Raw genomic sequence first — 18,418 nt, 5'->3', positions numbered from 1 at the left:
CCGTGACGCTCGACAATGTCGTAGACCCCCTGAACGCCTTCTTCGGGTCCTTTGGCGGACCGCTTCTCGTCGTCCTGTTCTATTGGTTCAGATTCCACACGCTCAAGGGCACCCGCTCCTTCACGACAAAGCCCTTGTTCGTGTTTGGCGTCGCCGCCTTCATCACGCCGTTCATGATCCTCTACGCGCTGCTTCCGGACAAGCTGTCGCCGCTGGCCACGATCTGGCTCCTCATCTTCGTCTGGCGCATTCCAATTGTTCCGGCGTGGTGGCGAAGCCTTTGCCAGGGGCTGGCCGGAATTCCGGCAAGCGCGCTCGCGCTGCGCGACATGCTGGCCGCGGCGCCCTTCCAGGTCCATTCGGAGGACATGCCGAGCCTTCAGCGCAAGCTCGCCAGGGTCGGCTACCAGATCGATGACTTTCGTGCCGTGCAATCGACTGCCATCCAGTCGCGCTTGCTGAAGATCTCGGCGCTCATGCTGCACCTCGAGGGTTGGGCCGGAAACGGCGAGAGCTTCATGGAGCGCAATTCCGACGTCTATGCGGAGCTGCTGGCGGTGTATGACGCGCTGTGCTTCCGCACGGTGCGGGTGCTCAAGAGCAGCGCCGAGATCTACGGCGCGATCATGGAAGACAGCCAGGTCGAGCCGGACGACTGGCAGGCACTCGATCAGCTCTCGACCCGCCATAGCGTGGTCAGCCAGCTTCAACTGGCGGCCCAGACGGCGGCGGGATGCATGCTCGAGGATGTTCGCAAGGACATGGATTCGCTGCTCAACAATCTTCTGCTGTTTGCCGCGCGCGCGGCGCTCGCCGGCGAATGGTCGCTCGGCCGCAGCAAGCGAAGGCTGGGCGCGATCGGCTTCACACTGGAGCCGTCCCCGCCGGGCATCGTCAAGTTCGTGGCGACCGTTGCGGCTTTCACCTTCGGTTGGTGCCTGCTGTGGCTGCTCGGATCGGGCAAGATCATTCAAGTCCCGGGAGATCAAGCCGCCGGTGTCCTGCGCACCCTGGTCACGACGCCGCTGCAGTTCATCCTGAATTTCTGGCTGATCTACTATTTCAAGAGGTACTACGGTTTTGCGAACGAGACGATCTTCGGCCGGCTTCCGGTGGGGTTCATCCTCTCGATCGGTCTCTGCAGTGCTCTGATCTTCTTACCGATCCAGGCGATATTCGATTTCTATCAGTTTCCCGATCGAGCCTATCCCGACGTCGTGCTGCGCGAGCTGCCGCTGCTGATCTTCCCGTGGGGCATCGGCGCGATGACCGCCCTGCTGGTGCAGGATTCGACCTGGGGCAGGCGGTCGCGGAAGACGCGGCAGGTGAGAGATGGTCTCGTCTTCGGCGGCGGCATGACCGTGATGCTGTGGGTGCTGATGATCATCCACCACATCGTCCCCGTGCCGGTGATGGAAATCGTCGACCACGTCTCCGGATGGGCATTCTTTGCATCCTTCGTGCTTCCGACCTTCGCGTTCGGCTTCATCATCGGTTACGCGATGATCGGGCGGCTCCGCGAGGCGGCGGCGCGTTGTCCGGTTTGGAAGCAGGACCTGGCGGCCCCGTCTCTCGCAAGGGCCTGATCGTTGCTGCGCCGGACCTCATAGGCGCCCAAAAACAAAACCCCGCCATTTGCGGCGGGGTTCATCCAGGCTGGGAGGAGCAAGCCCCGAAGGGCTTGCGACTTGAAACGGATCAGGCGGGGATGCGCTCTTCGACCTCGTGCGGCTCGCGCAGCACGTAGCCGCGGCCCCACACGGTCTCGATGAAGTTGCGGCCTTCCGAGGCGTTGGCGAGCTTCTTGCGGAGCTTGCAGATGAAGACGTCGATGATCTTCAGCTCCGGCTCGTCCATGCCGCCATAGAGGTGGTTGAGGAACATTTCCTTGGTGAGGGTGGTGCCTTTGCGCAGGCTGAGCAGCTCCAGCATCTGGTATTCTTTACCCGTCAGATGCACGCGCTGGCCGCCAACTTCCACCGTCTTGGTGTCGAGGTTGACGACGAGGTCGCCGGTCTGGATGACCGACTGGGCATGGCCCTTGGAGCGGCGCACGATCGCGTGGATGCGGGCGACCAGCTCGTCCTTGTGGAAGGGTTTGGTCATGTAGTCGTCGGCGCCGACGCCGAGACCCTTGACCTTGTCCTCGATGCCGGCGAGGCCGGAGAGGATCAGGATCGGTGTCTTGATCTTGGAGACCCGGAGCTGTTTGAGCACGTCGTATCCGGACATGTCGGGCAGGTTGAGGTCGAGAAGAATAATGTCGTAATCGTATAATTTACCGAGATCGACGCCTTCTTCCCCCAAATCGGTCGTGTAGACGTTGAAGCTCTCAGACTTCAGCATCAGCTCGATCGACTGCGCGACGGCGCTGTCATCTTCAATCAGCAAAACGCGCATGCCAGTTCCCCATAGTCGCCGCTCCTGGGCGTCAGGTCGGCCGCATTCGCGGCACTCAACAAAACGCCTTTGAACAACTGATTCGGATCCTGACGATAGATGGTTAACAAACTCTGATTCTGGAACGCAAGTCCCCCCAGTGCAATTTTAGTCGAATCGCCCTAAGGTCTTGTGCAGGAAGCAGCTTTCGTTATCCGGCTCCGTTCAAGGTCCACTTTAAGAGACGGGCCTAACCGACTCCCGCGACTCAACCTTCTTCTGAAGGGGAGAAGCGCTCAGTCACAAAGACAGTGACGCAATGATTAACGATGCGGGTAAACACGGAGTTAAGCCCCGTTCAGAAATATGGCGAAACTTAAGAGTCTCGCCACGCGCTGCTTATGAAGGCCACCCCATGAAGGCCACACTATGAAGGCTCTTGCCGAACAGATCGGCGACATCGACGGCGTCAATATATACGGCCGCGTGGTCGGCGTTCGCGGCCTGATGGTCGAGGTGGCCGGCCCGATTCACGCCATGTCGGTCGGGGCGCGGCTCGTGATCGAGACCGGTGCCAACCGTTCGATTCCCTGCGAGGTGATCGGCTTCTCCGGCAATAATGCCGTCGTGATGCCGTTCGCCGGCCTCGAGGGCGTGCGCCGCGGCTGCAAGGCCGTCATCGCCAATGCCGCCAATCAGGTGCGTCCGTCGTCGGCCTGGCTCGGCCGCGTCGTCAACGCATTGGGTGAGCCGATCGACGGCAAGGGCCCGTTGCCGCAAGGCGCCTCGCCGATGCCGTTCCGCAACTCGCCGCCGCCAGCGCATTCGCGCAAGCGCGTCGGTGCCCCGCTCGATCTCGGCGTGCGCGCCATGAACACTTTCCTCACCTGCTGTCGCGGGCAGCGCATGGGCATCTTCGCGGGCTCCGGCGTCGGCAAGTCGGTGTTGCTGTCGATGCTGGCGCGCAACGTCGATGCCGATATCAGCGTCATCGGCCTGATCGGCGAACGCGGCCGCGAGGTGCAGGAATTCTTGCAGGACGACCTCGGCGAGGAGGGGCTGGCGCGCTCCGTCGTGGTGGTCGCAACCTCCGACGAGCCGGCGCTGATGCGGCGGCAGGCCGCCTATCTGACGCTTGCGGTCGCCGAATATTTTCGCGACGAGGATCAGGACGTGCTTTGCCTGATGGACTCGGTGACGCGCTTTGCCATGGCGCAGCGCGAGATCGGGCTCTCGGCCGGCGAGCCGCCGACCGCCAAGGGCTACACGCCAACCGTCTTCACCGAGTTGCCGAAGCTGTTGGAGCGTGCCGGCCCCGGTCTCGGCGAAGGCGCGATCACCGCGATCTTCACCGTGCTGGTCGATGGCGACGATCATAACGAGCCGATCGCCGACGCCGTCCGCGGCATCCTCGATGGCCACATCGTGATGCAGCGCTCGATCGCCGAGCGCGGCCGCTACCCGGCCATCAACATCCTCAAATCCGTCTCGCGCACGATGCCGAAATCGGCCGATCCGCAGTTCTGGCCGATCATCCAGCGGGCGCGTCAGGTGATGGCGACCTACGCCGATATGGAGGAATTGATCCGGCTGGGCGCCTACCGGGCCGGCTCCAGCCCCGAGGTCGACGAGGCGATCCGCCTGCACGAGCCGCTGGAGGCGTTCCTGCGCCAGGGCAAGGACGAAAATGCCTCGCTCGCCGACGGCTACCGCCAGTTGGGGCAAATCCTCGGTAATTTGGAAACGGAACGCTAACTTTGTCCGGTCATCATCCGACCCCACAGAGTAGTCACGCCGGTCTGGGCCCAAATCGGGTCTGTGGGGAGAGCGGTGTTGTCCCACGTGCAGCCAAGGGACTTCTGGGGAGTACGAGTCGATGAAGTCACGTGATACCCTCATCCGCCTGAAGAAATTTCAGGTCGACGAGAAGCGCCGCAGGGTCACCCAGATCGAGTCCATGATTGCCGATTTCCAGCGGATGTCGGTGGATCTCGAACGGGAGATCCAGACCGAGCAGGACCGCGCCGGGATCAATGATCCCTCGCATTTCGCCTATCCGACCTATGCCAAGGCCGCGATCCAGCGCCGCGAGAACCTGACCCGCTCGGCCGACGAGCTGAAGGGCCAGCTCGAGGAAGCCAAGGCTGCGCTCGGAGAAGCCTTCGAGGAACTCAAGAAGGTCGAGCTCCTGGACGAGCGCGACCAGGCCCGCGAACGGGCCGAGGAAAATGCCCGCGAACAGGCCGATCTCGACAGCATCGGCCTGATGCGCGCCCGCATGGGCGCCATCGCCTAAAGGCACAGCCCGCGGCCAAGCCGCCGACAATTCGCGAAGCCCGGACCCGCAAGGTCCGGGTTTTTGCATGTGCTGTCCACAGTGTGGCGCGTCGCCCCCTTGGTGGCACGCTTTGCCGCGCGCTATGGTAGAGGCAGGGGTGCCGGGGTCCGCGCGGGATGCGACGGGGCCGCGCATTGGGGGGCCGAATGCTGACGCCAGCAGAGCTGGTCGGGCTGATCGAGGAGGTGGCGAAGCGCGACCAGGCCGCGTTCGAGCGCCTCTATGGCGCCACGCGCGCGAAACTCTTTGGCGTCGTGCTCCGTATCTTGCGCCGACAGGATCTCGCAGAGGAGGTCATTCAGGAGACCTACGTCAAGATCTGGAACAGCGCCGGACAGTTCAAGCCGGCACTGTCCTCGCCGATCACGTGGATGGCCTCGATCGCGCGCAACCGCGCCATCGACGTGGTGCGAAAGAAGACGGAAGCCTCCATCGAGGAGGAGCCTCAGGCGATGGAAGTTGCCGCCGACAGTCCCGATCCCCTGGCGCGCCGGGAGATGTCGGAGGAGCTGAAGCGGCTCCTGGAATGTATTGGCCGGCTCGAGCCGGACCGTCAGCGGCTCGTGCTTCTCGCCTATTACAACGGCTGGAGCCGCGAGCAATTGGCGGAGAAATTCGCCGCACCCGTCAACACGGTGAAGACGTGGCTCCGGCGCAGCATGTTGGATATCCGCGAGTGCCTCGGACTCTAGATGATGGTGAGAGTGACTATGCAACCGCGGCGTTATCACTTCGCCTCTTCCGCAGGGAGAGATGAAGGACACTGATGGCCTATAGCGAGGACCATATCGCGCTCGCCGCGGAATATGCGCTCGGCACGCTCGACGCCGACGAGCGCGCGCAGGTCGTGACCATGATGGCGGTGGACCCGGAGTTCGCCGCGATCGTAGAAGCCTGGGAATTCCGGCTCGGCGTCCTCAACCAGATGGTTGGCACGATCGAGCCGCGGCCGATCGTGTGGGAGAACATCAGGCTCGAGATCGCGCGGACGGCATCATCGCAGGACTCGGCTCCGGAACCGGCGGCGACGTCGGACGCGCCGCCGCCACTGCCCGTCTCTCCTGCGCCGGAGCTTTCGTCATCGGAGTCCGCATCGCCGGAGCCGCCGTCGCTGGATGTGCAGCACCCCCGGGGCGGCAATCCGAGTCCGATGCGATTGCGATTTTCCCACCGCAATTCATGCCGCAGACCCATGCGCCGGACCCGAGCGTCCTGCCCATGACGCAGGCGCCAATCGTCGACGACACCAACGTGATCTATCTCGAGAGCCGCGTGAAGCGCTGGCGCAATGTCGCCGCCGCCGTGGGCGCGCTCGCGGCCGCGCTGCTGGTGACGCTGTCGCTCCAGATCCTGATGCCCGATGCACTGCCAGGTGCGCTGCGTCCCGCACCGCGCATCCAGACGGTCGAAGTGAAGACGCCGGCCGCGCCCTTGGCCGCGCCGGCGCAATATGTTGCGCTGTTGCAGGGTCAGAGCGGCGGACCCGCTTTCATCCTCACCATCGATGGCGCGACCAGGAATTTCACGGTGCGCAAGGTCGGCGCCACGCCGGAGCCGGGCAAGAGCTTCGAGCTGTGGCTGATCTCCGACAAGCTGCCGCGCCCGCGTTCGCTCGGTGTGATCGGCAATGGCGACTTCACCGCGCGTCCGGTGCTCGCCGGCTTCGATTCCGACGTCGTCAACGGCGCGACCTATGCGGTCACCGTCGAGCAGCCGGGCGGCTCGCCCAACGGGCAACCGACCTCGGCGCCGGTGTTTTCCGGCAAGCTGATCGAGACCGTGCCGCCGACGCAGCCGCCCGCGAAGAAGTAGGGCTGTCGTAGCCCGGATGGAGCACAGCGCAATCCGGGAATCGTCCCGCATTCCGCTGCGCTCCGTGCGGGCCACAGGCGCGCACGATTGTCGCCAGGGTCCGCTCCATCATCGTAATTCGACAAGTCCAGCCGAATCCGTCGCCGATTTGAACCTTCCGGCAATCCGTGGCGTCAAATGCCCGGACTTTAAGGTCGGCCCTGCCGACCGTGATGCCGGAGAGGGGCCAGAAATCAAATGGATGCAGTCAAGTCGCCGGGCATCTTCATTCACCAATATGCCGGGCCGCCGCACGGCCTGGCGTTCGAGCATTGGCGCGACAGGGCCTGCGGACCCTGTGGCCTCGATATCGGGCCGAGCCATGGCGACAGCATCGATTGCCGGCTCCAGGTCAGCGTGGTCGACAATATCGCGCTCGCCATCCCCGAAGGCGCCTCCGCGCAATATTCGCGCACGCAGAGCCGGCTTGCCGACGGCAGCGACGATCTCGTGCTGATCGCCGCGCATGCGGGCCTCGTCCGTGTCGCGCAGAACGGTCATAGTGTCGAGCTCGCGCCGGCACAGATGGTGCTGGTCGACATGAGCATCACCGGCAGCGTGGGTCACACCGACGAAGATCGCTTCACCAGCATCCGGATGCCGCGCCGCGCTCTGCTCGACATCAATCCGCGCGCGGAGGAGAAGCTGTCGCAAGTGCTCAGCGACGGTGCGGTCGCCGAAACCATCTTCCGCTACCACGCACTTGCCGCCCATCACGCGCCGCATCTCGATGCCGTCGGCCAGCGCCTCACCGCGCAGCACATGGTCGATCTCGTCGGTCTCCTGCTCGGCACCGATGCCGAGCACGCAGCGCTCGCGCGCGGTCGGGGACAGGCGGCTGCCCGTCTCGATCTCATGCGCGCCGACGTGATGGCGGCATTGAGCCGCAACGACCTCTGCCTGTCCGAAGTCGCCACGCGCTCGGGCCTCAGCCCGCGCCAGGCGCAGCGGCTGTTCGAGCAGGCGGGCACGACCTTCACCGAATTCGTGCTGGAGCAGCGCCTCTTGCTCGCGCGCAAGCTGCTCTGCGATCCCCGCGCCCGAACGCGCAAGATCAGCGACATCGCGCACTCCTCGGGCTTCTCCGACCTGTCCTATTTCAACCGCGCCTTCCGCAAGCGCTTTGCCACGACGCCTTCGGAACTGCGCGAGGCCTGAGCCGCGAGCCTGTTCAGCGGCGCGGCGGCGCAGTTGGTCGATCGGGAGACCTGAGCTATATTTGCCCGCGCGGGCAGGCCGCGGGATTTCCTTGGAAAGCACGGTAGGCGGACATGGCGCGTATCGTTGTGCTCGGCGCCGGATTTGCCGGTCTGTGGGCGGCCATCGGCGCCGCGCGCAAGCGCGACGAAATCGGCGCTGGAGACGACATCGAGATCTGCGTCGTCGATCGCAATCCCTATCACAACATCCGCGTGCGCAATTACGAGGTCGATCTCAGCGACGTCGCGCTGCCGCTGGCGCAACTGCTGGATCCGATCGGCGTCAGCCATGTCCTCGGCGAGGTCGAGGCCATCGATCCGGCAGAGCGCCAGATCTCATTGCACACGCGCAGCGGCAGGGAGACGCTGGCCTATGACCGGCTCGTGCTTGCGCTGGGCAGCGAAGTGATGCGTCCGGACATTCCCGGCCTTGCCGACCACGCCTTCGATGTCGACACCTATGCCGCGGCGCTCCGGCTCGAGGCGCATCTCGTCTCGCTCGGACGCAGCGCGCCGTCGCCTGGGCGTTCGACGGTCGTCGTGGTCGGCGCAGGCTTTACGGGTATCGAGGTCGCGGCCGAGATGCCGGACAGGCTCGCGCGTGCAGGTGTCAGCGGCAGCCGTCGCATCATTCTGGTCGATCCCAATTCTGCAGTTGGCGCCACCATCGGCGCGCATGCGCGGCCCGTGATCGAGACGGCGTTGTCGTCACTCGGAGTGGAGATGCGTCTCGGCGCCCGCGTCATGTCCATCGAGGGCGCGGGCATCAGCCTGGATTCCGGCGAGTTCATCGCCGCGCAAACCGTGATTTGGTGCGCCGGCATGCGCGCGAGTCTGCTCGCGGCGAGCTTTCCGGGCGAGCGCGACCGCCTCGGGCGCATCCTGGTCGACCCGTTCATGCGGGTTGCGGACTTGCCCGGCGTCTTTGCGGCTGGCGACGTCGCCTGCAGCTTGGTCGACGGTTCGCATCCGACCGTGATGTCCTGCCAGTTCGCCCGTCCGATGGGCCGCTTCGCCGGCCACAATGTCGTGGCCGATCTAGCAGGCCAGCCGATGCTGCCGCTGCAGATCGACTGGTACGTGACCGTGCTCGATCTCGGCGATTGGGGTGCGCTTTATACCGAAGGGTGGGACCGGGAGGTGCGAACGATTGGCGAGGCCGCGAAGGCGACCAAGCAGACCATCAACCGCCAGCGGATCTATCCGCCGCTCTCGGGACGCAAGGCGGACTTGTTCGCCGCGGCAGCTCCGACGGTGCAGGCGCCGCCGCCGACTTATGGGGCGCGGTAGCATCGGGCGACGTCGCGATGCTGCTCTCGCAATGACGAGGGGGCCAGACATGAGAAAGCGCCCGTGGGGGGCGGGCGCTTTCTGTAGTCGACTTGGGGTTGGGGTCGTCTACATATCCACGTGGCGACTTTGGGGGGCTGGTAAAGAGCCGCGTGAATTCGAAAAACTCGTCAAAACTCCTTAGCGAACGAGCGATGCGTTCGAGCTGGTGATCACAACCGGTTTGCCGGCCTTGATGACACGGGCAGTCTGGGTCAGGCCATCGTCCGAACCCGAGCGCGAGGTGATGCCGAAGCCTGCCACCGCGATCCCTGCGACGAGGGCCACGACCACGATCTTCAGGTGGGTCGAGCGATCTGCGCTGTAAATCGAGTGGTTCATGGAAGGCTCCTGCCGCCATCTACCCGAAGTAGTCGCCGCCTTGTTTAGGCAGGTTCATGCTTCCGGTGCCCAACAACCTAGTATTGGGGGGATTCGTTCCCAAGGGGCGATCACAAGAGCGTGACACGACGTGAAGAGTCGCGATCGAAAGCGACCGTCGATCGTGAGATTTTCCAGTAATTTCAAAGTTCTAGTTCGCTTATAGGTCGCCTTTTGCACATTCGAGCGCGGAGGCGTCAAAAACCCAAAAACCATTTGCCTGTGGCCAAAAAACACACGGCTTCTTAAGGCAAATCAGATGCTTCCGACCGTTTTCAACCGTGCCCTGGGGTGGATTTCGGCCTGCGACAAGACCGTGGTCTGGGCGCGGAACCGCTCGACGAGAGAGCGGACGAAGGGACGAATTGCCGCAGAGGTGACCAGCACCGGCGCTTCGCCTTCGCGGGCGGCGCGCTCGAACGCCTCCCGCACGGCGGTCATGAACTCCGACAGCTTTGAGGGCTGCATGGCGAGGCTGCGCTCTTCGCCTTGGCCGATGATGGACTCGGCAAAGGCCTGTTCCCAGCGCGCCGACAGCGCGATCAGCGGCAAATAACCGCTGTAGGAGGTGTTCTGCGCGCAGATCTGCCGTGCCAGCCGGGCGCGGACATGCTCGACCATGGTGGCGGGATTGCGCGAGAAGGCGAGCGAGTCGGCGATGCCTTCGAGGATCGTCGAGAGGTCGCGGATCGAGATGCGTTCGGCGAGCAGGAGTTGCAGCACCCGCTGGATGCCGGACACGGTCACCTGTCCCGGCACGATGTCCTTGACCAGCTCGCCCTGCTCCTTCGGCAGCTCCTTGAGCAGCTTCTGCACCTCGCCATAGGAGAGCAGGTCCGACATGTTGGCCTTGAGCAGCTCGGTGAGGTGCGTGGAGAGCACCGTCGCGGCGTCGACGACGGTGTAGCCCTTGAGCGAAGCCTCTTCCTTGAGGCTGGCATCGACCCAGGTCGCGGGAAGGCCGAAGGTCGGCTCGGTGGTGTGGATGCCGGGCACCTGCACCTGGCTTCCACCAGGGTCCATGACCATGAACTGGCTCGGCCAGATCTTCCCGGTGCCGGCGTCGACCTCCTTGATCTTGATGATGTAGGTGTTGGCCTCGAGCTGGACATTGTCGAGAATGCGCACCGCCGGCATCACGAAGCCCATCTCGATCGCCAGCGAGCGGCGCAGCGCCTTGATCTGCTCGGTGAGGCGGTCAGTGCCGTCGGGGCCGTTGACGAGCGGCAGCAGCGCGTAGCCGAGCTCGATCTTGAGGTCGTCGATCTTGAGCGCCGCCGAGATCGGCTCCTCGGCCGCGGCGGATCCTGGCGCGCCGGGCGTCCCGGCCGCGGGCGCGGCCTTTGCAGCTTCGTCGGCCCTGGCCGTCGCCCGGTTGCGGTTGCGGGCGTGCCAGGCGAGCGCGCCGGCGCCGGAGCCGAGCGCCAGGAAGGGGAGGGTCGGGATGCCCGGCAGCGCCGCCAGCACCAGCATGACGGCCGCGGACATCGCCAGCGCCTGCGGATAGCCGGAGAACTGCTTCATCAGCGCCTTGTCGGCGGCGCCGGAAACGCCGGCCTTGGAGACCAGCAGGCCGGCCGCGGTCGAGACGATCAGCGCCGGCACCTGCGTAACGAGACCGTCACCGACGGTCAGCAGCGTGTAGCTGCGCCCCGCGTCGGCAAAGGACAGGCCCTGTTGCGCCACGCCGATGATCATGCCGCCGACGACGTTGATGAAGACGATGAGAAGGCCGGCGATGGCGTCGCCGCGGACGAATTTGGAGGCGCCGTCCATGGCGCCGAAGAAGCCGCTCTCGTCCTCCAGATCCTTGCGCCGCTGCTTGGCGACCTTCTCGTCGATCAGGCCGGCCGAGAGGTCGGCGTCGATCGCCATCTGCTTGCCGGGCATGGCGTCGAGATGGAAGCGGGCGGCGACTTCGGCGATGCGGCCCGAACCCTTGGTGATGACGACGAAGTTGACGATGATCAGGATGGCGAAAACGATGATGCCGATGACGAAATTGCCGCCCATCACGAAGCTGCCGAAGGCCTCGATGACGTGACCGGCCGCGTCCGTGCCCTCGTGCCCGTGCGACAGGATCAACCGCGTCGAGGCCATGTTGAGCGACAGCCGCAGCATGGTCGAGATCAGCAGGACGGTCGGGAAAGCCGAGAATTCCAGCGGCGCCTGGATGAACAGCGACGTCATCAGGATCAGGATTGAGAGCGTGATCGAGATCGCCAGGAAGAGATCCAGCACGATCGCCGGCAAGGGGAGGATCAGCACCACCAGGATGGTGAGGACGCCGAGCGCCAGCGCGATATCGCCGCGTTTGAGGATATTGCCGATCTCGGCAAGGGTGGGAATGCCGGCGTTCGTGCTGCCTACGCCCTGTCCCGCGGTGACGTCGACCATGGTAGCTGCTCCCCCGCGCGACTGCCGTCCACGCGCCCCAAACGTCTGCGCGGCGGCCGAAGGGCCGCCGTTCCGAAAGTGAGGCACCGCACTGGCGTCCACGGGAGCTCCCGTTCTACGCGGCTGACGACACTCGACTCCACTGGGCAATTTTTGCCCGGTGTATGGTTAGCAAAGGGTTAACAACGGGGGAGGCAGGCGGTCAGAGCGGGGTATTTCCGGCTCTCAGGTCGTCATTCCGGGGCGCCCGAAGGGCGAACCCGGAATGACCAGGATGGCCCTACTTTGCCTTCTGCAGCTTCGTCACCGTGTACCCCGACGGCGCCTCCTCGGCTTCGAAGGTCACCTTGTCGCCGACCTTCACCTGCTTGAGCAGGGCGGGGTCCTTGACGCGGTAGACCATGGTCATGGGCTGATCCATGCCGAGGTTCTTGGCGGCTCCGTGCTTGAGCGTGATCTTGCCGGCGCTCTCGTCGATCTTCTTCACCTCGCCGCTGATGGAGGACGCTTGCGCGATTGCGCTCACGGTCAAGCCCAGCGTCAGCGTGAGCGCCGCGGTGATGCGGATGGTCGGTTTCATGGCTCTCTCCATCAGCTCATTTCACGGTGACGTGGCCGACCATGCCGTAGTCGCGATGGTCAGGGATCAGGCAGGAAAATTCGAAGGTGCCGGCCTTGGTGAACTTCCAGACCATCTCGGCCGTCTTGTTCGGCGCAAGCCGCACTCCGTTCGGGTCGTCGTGCTCCATATGAGGATGCTTCTTCATCACCTCGGCATGCGCGAGGTTCTCCTTGGTGGTCGCGAGCAGGAATTCGTGGTCCTCCTTGCCGACATTGCGCAGCACGAAGCGGATCTGCTCGCCGCGCTTCGCCGTGATGTTCGACGGCTCGTAGGACATCTCGCTCATCGCGATCTCGACGGTGCGTGCAGGCTTGTTGGGGTCGCCGGGTTCACCGGCCGCGAAGCTTTCGTGGGCGTGATGCTCATGCGCGAGCGCAGGCGCGATCGAAAGCGCGGCCAGCGCCAAAGCGAGTTTAATCGTCGTCTTCATCTTCTTCTCCAGTTGGTGGTTGATCGAAACGCTCACATCTTCATCTTCTGCATCGGCGCGGCGCCGGGTTGCTGCCGTGCTGGCTCCGCCGCGGGCGAAGCAACCTCGTAGGCGACGGTGCCTTGCGGGAATTGGTAGGGGCCGGGATCGCGATAATCGTCGCGCGCAAGCCCGTCGCGGATCTTCATCGCCGTGAACATGCCGCCCATCTCGATCGGGCCGAACTGGCCCGTGCCGGTCATCATCGGCAGCGTGTTGTCGGGCGCGGGCATCTCCATGTTGCCCATCGCCATGCCGGTCGATCCCATCGCCATGCCGTCGGGCGCGAGCTTGCCGACGGCCTTCGCGAGGTCCTTGCGCGACACGCCGATCAAATTGCGCATGTTGTGGCCCATCGCATTCATGGTGTGATGCGACTTGTGGCAGTGGAACGCCCAGTCGCCGGGATTGTCGGCGAGGACATCGAATACGCGCACGGCGCCGACCGGCACGTCGGTGGTCGTCTCCGGATATTGCGCGCTCTCCGGAATCCAGCCGCCGTCGGTGCAGGTCACCGCGAAGCTGTGGCCGTGCAGATGGATCGGATGGTTGGTCATGCTGAGATTGCCCATGCGCACGCGCACCTTGTCGCCGAGCCTGACCGGGAGCGGATCGATGCCGGGAAACACCCGCGCATTCCAGGTCCACATGTTGAACTCGGTCATCTCGTTGACCTTCGGCAGGTAGGTGCCGGGGTCGACGAGGTAGGTGCTCATGACGAAGACAAAGTCGCGGTCGACGGGACGGAAGTTTGGATCGCGCGGATGCACGACGACCATGCCCATCATGCCCATCGCCATCTGCACCATCTCGTCGGAGTGCGGGTGGTACATGAAGGTCCCGCTCTTCCTCATCTCGAATTCGTAGACGAAGGTTTTTCCGGGTTGGATATGCGGCTGGGTCAGTCCACCGACGCCGTCCATGCCGCTTGGAATGATCATGCCGTGCCAGTGCACGGTGGTGTATTCGGGCAGGCGGTTGGTGACGAAGATGCGGACCTTGTCGCCTTCGACGGCTTCGATCGTCGGTCCCGGCGACTGGCCGTTATAGCCCCACAGGTTGACCTTCATGCCCTCGGCGAATTCGCGCACCACCGGCTCGGCGACGAGATGGAATTCCTTCCAGTCGCCGTTCATGCGGAACGGCAGGGTCCAGCCGTTCAGCGTGACGACTGGGCGGTAGTCCGGGCCGCTGGCCGGATGCAACGGCGGCTGCATCACCGCCTTGTCCATATGCGCGGCTTCCGGGATGCCCGCGGCCTGGACGCGGCCCTGAATCGCGCTCGCGCCGACGAACGCGGCGGTGCCCAAGAATCCTCGGCGGGAAAACATGTTGTCCTCCATCTCAGTGGCCGCCGTCGGCAGGCGCTGCCGCGGCGATGGTGGTTGGATTGTCGCGGCCGGCCGCAGGCGTTGCCGCCTCCGTTGACGGCGGTTTGCAGGTCGGATTGAGCGAGGAAGTAATTTTGCTTCGCGTCGATCGCGCCGCGCAGCGACGCGAGCCGCTGCCGGGCTTCGGTCAGCAGCGCAAAGATGTCGACCTGCATGCTGGCGAAGCGCAGCTGCATTTCCTCGGTGATGATTTTTCGCAAGGGGAGGATCTCGCGCTGGTAGTGGCTCGCGATCTCGTAAGCGGATCGGTAAGTGCGGTAGGCATCGCGCGCTTCCGAGCGAACATTCACAGCGCGCTCGCTCAGGCGATTGAACGCGAGATTGTAGGTCTCCGCCGCCTGCCGCACCCGCACCTCACCGCCGTCGAAGATCGGGATCTGGAACTGCACGTCAAAACCGCGCTCGAGAAAAAGGCGCGCCTTCGGGATCCCTGGTTCGGCGGGAGATGCCGGCCAGATCGAGCAGCGTCACGAAGCGCGTCGCCTCTGTGAGGTTCAACGATTTTGCCAGCGCCGTCAGCTCCAGCCGCGCGATCTGGAGGTCGATCCGATGCGCCACCGCGTCGGCTTCAATCGAAGGCAGCGCTTGCGGCCGCCGCGCCAACGCCGGCAAAGCATTGGGCAGACGGAAATCGAGGCCGTCGTCCCACAGTCCCATCAACCGCGCCAGCCTTTCGCGCGCCCTCGTCGCCGCCTGCCGCGCGGTGGCGAGATCGGCGGTGGTCTCGGCGTAAAACACCTGCTCGCGGGCCTGGTCGAGCTTGTTGATCGAACCGGTCTCGCCGAGCTTGACCGCGAGCTGCGCGGTGGATTCCGCCGTCGACTTCGCATCCGTCAGCAGCGCGGCCATCTCGTTGGCGGCGACCGCTCGCACATAGGCACGCCGCACATCGGCGGCGAGGCGCAAGGTGGCCAGCGCCGCGCGCAATTGCGCCTGACGAAAGCGGTCGCGCGCGATGTCGGAGCGGAACGGCAGCGTGGCCAACGCCAGGATGTCGCCGACCACCTGGCGCTCGATCTCGCTGGCGCCATTGCCGCTGATGCGCGAGACCGAGAACATCGGATTGGGCGGCAGGCTCTGCTCGACCAGATCGGTCTCGGCCAGCGCCAGCTCGTTGTAGGCGGCTTGCAGCCCCTTGTTGTTGAGCAGCGCGATCTGCACGGCGGCATCGACGCTCAGCGTGCGCGACAACAGCCGGCGGACGGTTGCGCCGGCCGCCTCCGCGCCTTCCGGCGACCGAACGAAGGCCACGTCCTTGTGGATGGTCTGGTTTGTCAGCTCCGAGACCGCGGACATGCCGCTGTCAGGCGAGAACGACGCGCAGCCGGCAAGAGCAAGCTCTAAAGGGCCGAACGCAGCGAGCACGAGAAGGCTGCGCGCCAAAGGGTGTGCCATGGCGCGCTCCTACTGGTCTTGCTTGGGCGGCGGCGCAACGCTGTCATTGCGCTCGCGCCATGGTGCCGGCGTGGTGGGTCGCAGGCTGGTGTAGGGCGCGATCGTCGATCGATAGCCGACAGGCGCAACCCTGGCCGCTGGATCGGCAGGGCCGCCGCTGGCGAGCGGCACGGCCGCTGGCATGCAGCCGGCCAGTCCAAACGCTACTAGCAACGGCCAAATGAATCGAAAGTATCGTCCACGCGCCGAGAATACGGCGGCGGATCTCGCCCCGAGAAGCGTAAGCATGAGTCATCCCTGATCTGTCCGAGGACCACGGGCGTGCGCGCGCAGACGCGCGACGCCTCAAGTCGTGACGTTGTTCAGGTCAGACGATGGGAGGGCGGTAGAGCAGGGGCGGCGCCTGGCTGTGCAGGCTGGCCATGATCCCGGGCGTGCAGGCGGAGATCGGCTGCAGCGGCTGGGCGACGCTGGGGAGGTCGGCCGGCAGCGCGCTCACGCACATCATCGCGCAACACGGGCCCACCTTGCCCTTGCCGTCATGATGATGCGGAGCGGGTGTGTCCTGCGCGGCGGCCTGGTGACGCGCGTGCTTGCCGGTATTGTCATGCGTCACATTGCCCTCATGGCTGTGAGCCGCCGCCAGCTGATGATGCACCGGCACGAGATCGGCCAGCAGCGTATCATCAAGGCACGGCGCCGGACCGCTGCCCCAGGCAAGTGCTGCCGCCGGCGCGAGCACGCAGAACAGATAGGCGAGCGCGACGAGGCGCCCCACCCTGATCCGCATCGATCGCGTCAATTGCAACAACATTTCGCCGACATGCTCATCGCGCGGCAATGTCGCACACGCGGATTGCAAACTAATGGCAAAGCGCGATTTCGCCAAGCTCCTTCTTACCGCAGTGCACCGCGCATGCCCAATATCGCGGCACGATGCTTGACCGTGAGGCGATCAGCGAACATGGTCCCGGCCGTGTACGCACCAAATCATCCGGAACAGAAACCTTCCGCTTTCACTCCCGACTCGCGTCAGGCCTGGGTGCGGCTCCTCATCGCGCTTGTGATCGGCTCGATCGGTGCCGTCGGCATGTGGGCGGTCGTGGTCGTGATTCCCGTGGTGCAGGTTGAGTTCGCTGCCTCGCGCGGCGCGGTGTCGCTGGCCTTCACTCTGATGATGTTCGGTTTCGGGCTCGGTGGCGTGATCGCCGGCAGGATCACCGATCGGTTCGGCATCGTGCAGGCGATGGCGATCAGCATCGCGTTCCTTGGCATCGCCAATGTGCTGGCGGGACTGTCGACGCATCTCTGGCAGTTCGTCGCCGCCTATTTCCTGATCGGCCTCGGCACCTCGGCGACCTTCGCGCCGCTCATGGCCGAGGCCTCGCACTGGTTCGAGCGCTATCGCGGGCTTGCCGTGACCATCGTCGCGAGCGGCAATTACGTTGCCGGCACGATATGGCCGCCGATCGTGAGCTTCGGCATCCAGACCATCGGCTGGCGCTATACTCACATCGGCATAGGTCTCGTCTGCGCCAGCCTGATGACGGTCCTCGTGCTGGTCCTGCGTTCGCAGATGGGCGACGACAAGGTTCGCAATCACGCCAACGCGCCGCCGCCGCGGGTCGATCTCAAGCTCTCGACCAACACGCTGACGGTGCTGCTCTCGATCGCCTCTGTCGCCTGCTGCGTGGCGATGGCGATGCCGCAGGTCCATATCGTCGCCTATTGCGGCGATCTCGGCTTCGGCGTCGCGCGCGGCGCCGAAATGCTGTCGCTGATGATGGGCTGCGGCATCGTCAGCCGCATCGGCTCGGGCTATCTCGCCGACAGGATCGGCGGCATCCCGACATTGCTGATCGGATCGGTGGCCCAGGGTTTTGCGCTGGCGTTCTACCTGTTCTTTGACAGCCTGACCTCGCTCTATCTGATCTCCGCGATGTTCGGTCTGTTCCAGGGCGGGATCGTGCCGAGCTACGCTATCATCGTGCGCGAGGCGATGCCGGCGAGCCAGGCCGCAACCCGCGTCGGCATCGTGATCTTTGCGTCGGTGTTCGGCATGTCCTTCGGCGGCTGGGTCTCCGGCGTGATTTTTGATGCCACCGGATCCTATGCGGCGGCCTTTGCCAACGGCGTGGCGTGGAACGCCCTCAATGTCTTGATCGTCCTGACGCTGCTGATCCGTTCGCGAATGAATGCAGTCAGGACCGGACCGGGGTTCGCGACCTAAACCGCCTGTCCGGCTTTCAACAGCGAACAACCCGTGATCATGTAGCTGCCGTCTGGCTGTTGCTCGAGCGTATAGAGCGCCTCCCAGGCCTCGCCATCGGCATCGATGATGTGGACGTGCTGGGCAATCGAGTTGCCTTCGCTCTTGCTGTCGCCGAAGTCAAAGCTCCTGTGCCGGTACACCGGCGGGTAGCCGTTCTGCACCATGGACATGAAGATGTCGGGCGCCGGAAAGATCTGCTTGATCGCGGGCGCGGCGTAGGAATAGGCGGCGGCCGCATCGTCGTGGCCGAAGGCTTGCTCCTGGGCGCGGATCACACCCTGTGCCGTTGTGACATCGTCGGCGAATGCGGAGGGGCTGACAGCCACAGTGAGAGCGACGAGCAAGACTGCGATGCGCATGGCAGGCTCCGCGTTGATGTCCGGCGGTCGCGACCC

Annotated in this window: 16 protein-coding genes and 2 pseudogenes; 8 read left to right on the top strand and 10 right to left on the bottom strand. The window is 64.6% G+C overall.

The window, feature by feature from the left end; translation table 11 throughout:
• Positions 1–2 precede the first annotated feature (2 nt).
• The gene (locus AB8Z38_RS16570; RefSeq protein WP_369726143.1) at positions 3–1,586 is read left to right on the top strand and encodes a hypothetical protein; all 1,584 of its coding nucleotides are present in this window, start codon (positions 3–5) and stop codon (positions 1,584–1,586) included.
• Between the two features lie 112 nt (positions 1,587–1,698).
• Here AB8Z38_RS16570 and ctrA read toward each other — a convergent pair whose 3' ends face one another.
• Positions 1,699–2,400, bottom strand: a complete 702-nt coding sequence (gene ctrA, locus AB8Z38_RS16565) for a response regulator transcription factor CtrA (protein ID WP_007600544.1) — start codon at positions 2,398–2,400, stop codon at positions 1,699–1,701.
• A 408-nt stretch (positions 2,401–2,808) separates the two neighbouring features.
• On the opposite strand from ctrA, the gene fliI reads away from it, so the two are divergent.
• From fliI to AB8Z38_RS16535, 6 genes and pseudogenes are all read left to right on the top strand, one after another.
• Positions 2,809–4,134, top strand: a complete 1,326-nt coding sequence (gene fliI / locus AB8Z38_RS16560; protein WP_369726142.1) for a flagellar protein export ATPase FliI — start codon at positions 2,809–2,811, stop codon at positions 4,132–4,134.
• 121 nt (positions 4,135–4,255) lie between these two features.
• Positions 4,256–4,675: a flagellar export protein FliJ gene (gene fliJ / locus AB8Z38_RS16555; RefSeq protein ID WP_369726141.1), complete on the top strand. Its 420-nt coding sequence runs from the start codon at positions 4,256–4,258 to the stop codon at positions 4,673–4,675.
• A 188-nt stretch (positions 4,676–4,863) separates the two neighbouring features.
• Positions 4,864–5,409 (top strand): sigma-70 family RNA polymerase sigma factor, encoded by a 546-nt coding sequence (locus AB8Z38_RS16550; protein WP_369726140.1) that lies wholly within the window; start codon positions 4,864–4,866, stop codon positions 5,407–5,409.
• 74 nt (positions 5,410–5,483) lie between these two features.
• Positions 5,484–6,529: pseudogene (locus AB8Z38_RS16545) on the top strand (anti-sigma factor domain-containing protein).
• Between the two features lie 237 nt (positions 6,530–6,766).
• Complete coding sequence (locus tag AB8Z38_RS16540; protein WP_369726139.1) at positions 6,767–7,726, top strand: AraC family transcriptional regulator; 960 nt, start codon at positions 6,767–6,769, stop codon at positions 7,724–7,726.
• Positions 7,727–7,839: 113 nt separating this feature from the next.
• Positions 7,840–9,057, top strand: coding sequence for an NAD(P)/FAD-dependent oxidoreductase (locus AB8Z38_RS16535; RefSeq protein ID WP_369726138.1), 1,218 nt, complete (start codon positions 7,840–7,842; stop codon positions 9,055–9,057).
• A 180-nt stretch (positions 9,058–9,237) separates the two neighbouring features.
• Here AB8Z38_RS16535 and AB8Z38_RS16530 read toward each other — a convergent pair whose 3' ends face one another.
• From AB8Z38_RS16530 to AB8Z38_RS16495, 8 genes and pseudogenes are all read right to left on the bottom strand, one after another.
• Entirely contained in the window at positions 9,238–9,438 is a 201-nt protein-coding gene (locus AB8Z38_RS16530; protein ID WP_369726137.1) for a hypothetical protein, read from the bottom strand.
• A gap of 294 nt (positions 9,439–9,732) precedes the next feature.
• Positions 9,733–11,874 (bottom strand): flagellar biosynthesis protein FlhA, encoded by a 2,142-nt coding sequence (gene flhA / locus AB8Z38_RS16525; protein ID WP_369726136.1) that lies wholly within the window; start codon positions 11,872–11,874, stop codon positions 9,733–9,735.
• A 280-nt stretch (positions 11,875–12,154) separates the two neighbouring features.
• Entirely contained in the window at positions 12,155–12,454 is a 300-nt protein-coding gene (locus AB8Z38_RS16520; protein ID WP_369726135.1) for a copper-binding protein, read from the bottom strand.
• Positions 12,455–12,470: 16 nt separating this feature from the next.
• Complete coding sequence (locus AB8Z38_RS16515) at positions 12,471–12,926, bottom strand: cupredoxin domain-containing protein (protein WP_369726134.1); 456 nt, start codon at positions 12,924–12,926, stop codon at positions 12,471–12,473.
• A gap of 32 nt (positions 12,927–12,958) precedes the next feature.
• Positions 12,959–14,296, bottom strand: a complete 1,338-nt coding sequence (locus tag AB8Z38_RS16510) for a copper oxidase (protein WP_369726133.1) — start codon at positions 14,294–14,296, stop codon at positions 12,959–12,961.
• Positions 14,297–14,309: 13 nt separating this feature from the next.
• Positions 14,310–15,751, bottom strand: a pseudogene (locus AB8Z38_RS16505) (TolC family protein).
• Positions 15,752–15,760: 9 nt separating this feature from the next.
• Positions 15,761–16,039: a hypothetical protein gene (locus tag AB8Z38_RS16500; protein ID WP_369726132.1), complete on the bottom strand. Its 279-nt coding sequence runs from the start codon at positions 16,037–16,039 to the stop codon at positions 15,761–15,763.
• Between the two features lie 79 nt (positions 16,040–16,118).
• Positions 16,119–16,592: a hypothetical protein gene (locus tag AB8Z38_RS16495; protein WP_369726131.1), complete on the bottom strand. Its 474-nt coding sequence runs from the start codon at positions 16,590–16,592 to the stop codon at positions 16,119–16,121.
• Between the two features lie 123 nt (positions 16,593–16,715).
• Here AB8Z38_RS16495 and AB8Z38_RS16490 point away from each other — a divergent pair, with 123 nt between their 5' ends.
• The gene (locus tag AB8Z38_RS16490; RefSeq protein WP_369726130.1) at positions 16,716–17,981 is read left to right on the top strand and encodes an MFS transporter; all 1,266 of its coding nucleotides are present in this window, start codon (positions 16,716–16,718) and stop codon (positions 17,979–17,981) included.
• Here AB8Z38_RS16490 and AB8Z38_RS16485 read toward each other — a convergent pair.
• Positions 17,978–18,382 carry a DUF4864 domain-containing protein gene (locus AB8Z38_RS16485; RefSeq protein ID WP_369726129.1) on the bottom strand — a complete coding sequence of 135 codons (405 nt, stop codon included), beginning with the start codon at positions 18,380–18,382 and terminating at the stop codon, positions 17,978–17,980. The genes AB8Z38_RS16490 and AB8Z38_RS16485 overlap by 4 nt on opposite strands.
• Between the last annotated feature and the right edge of the window lie 36 nt (positions 18,383–18,418).

This window comes from Bradyrhizobium sp. LLZ17 (assembly GCF_041200145.1).
Classification (GTDB): domain Bacteria; phylum Pseudomonadota; class Alphaproteobacteria; order Rhizobiales; family Xanthobacteraceae; genus Bradyrhizobium.
This window is presented reverse-complemented; position numbering and strand designations above follow the sequence as displayed.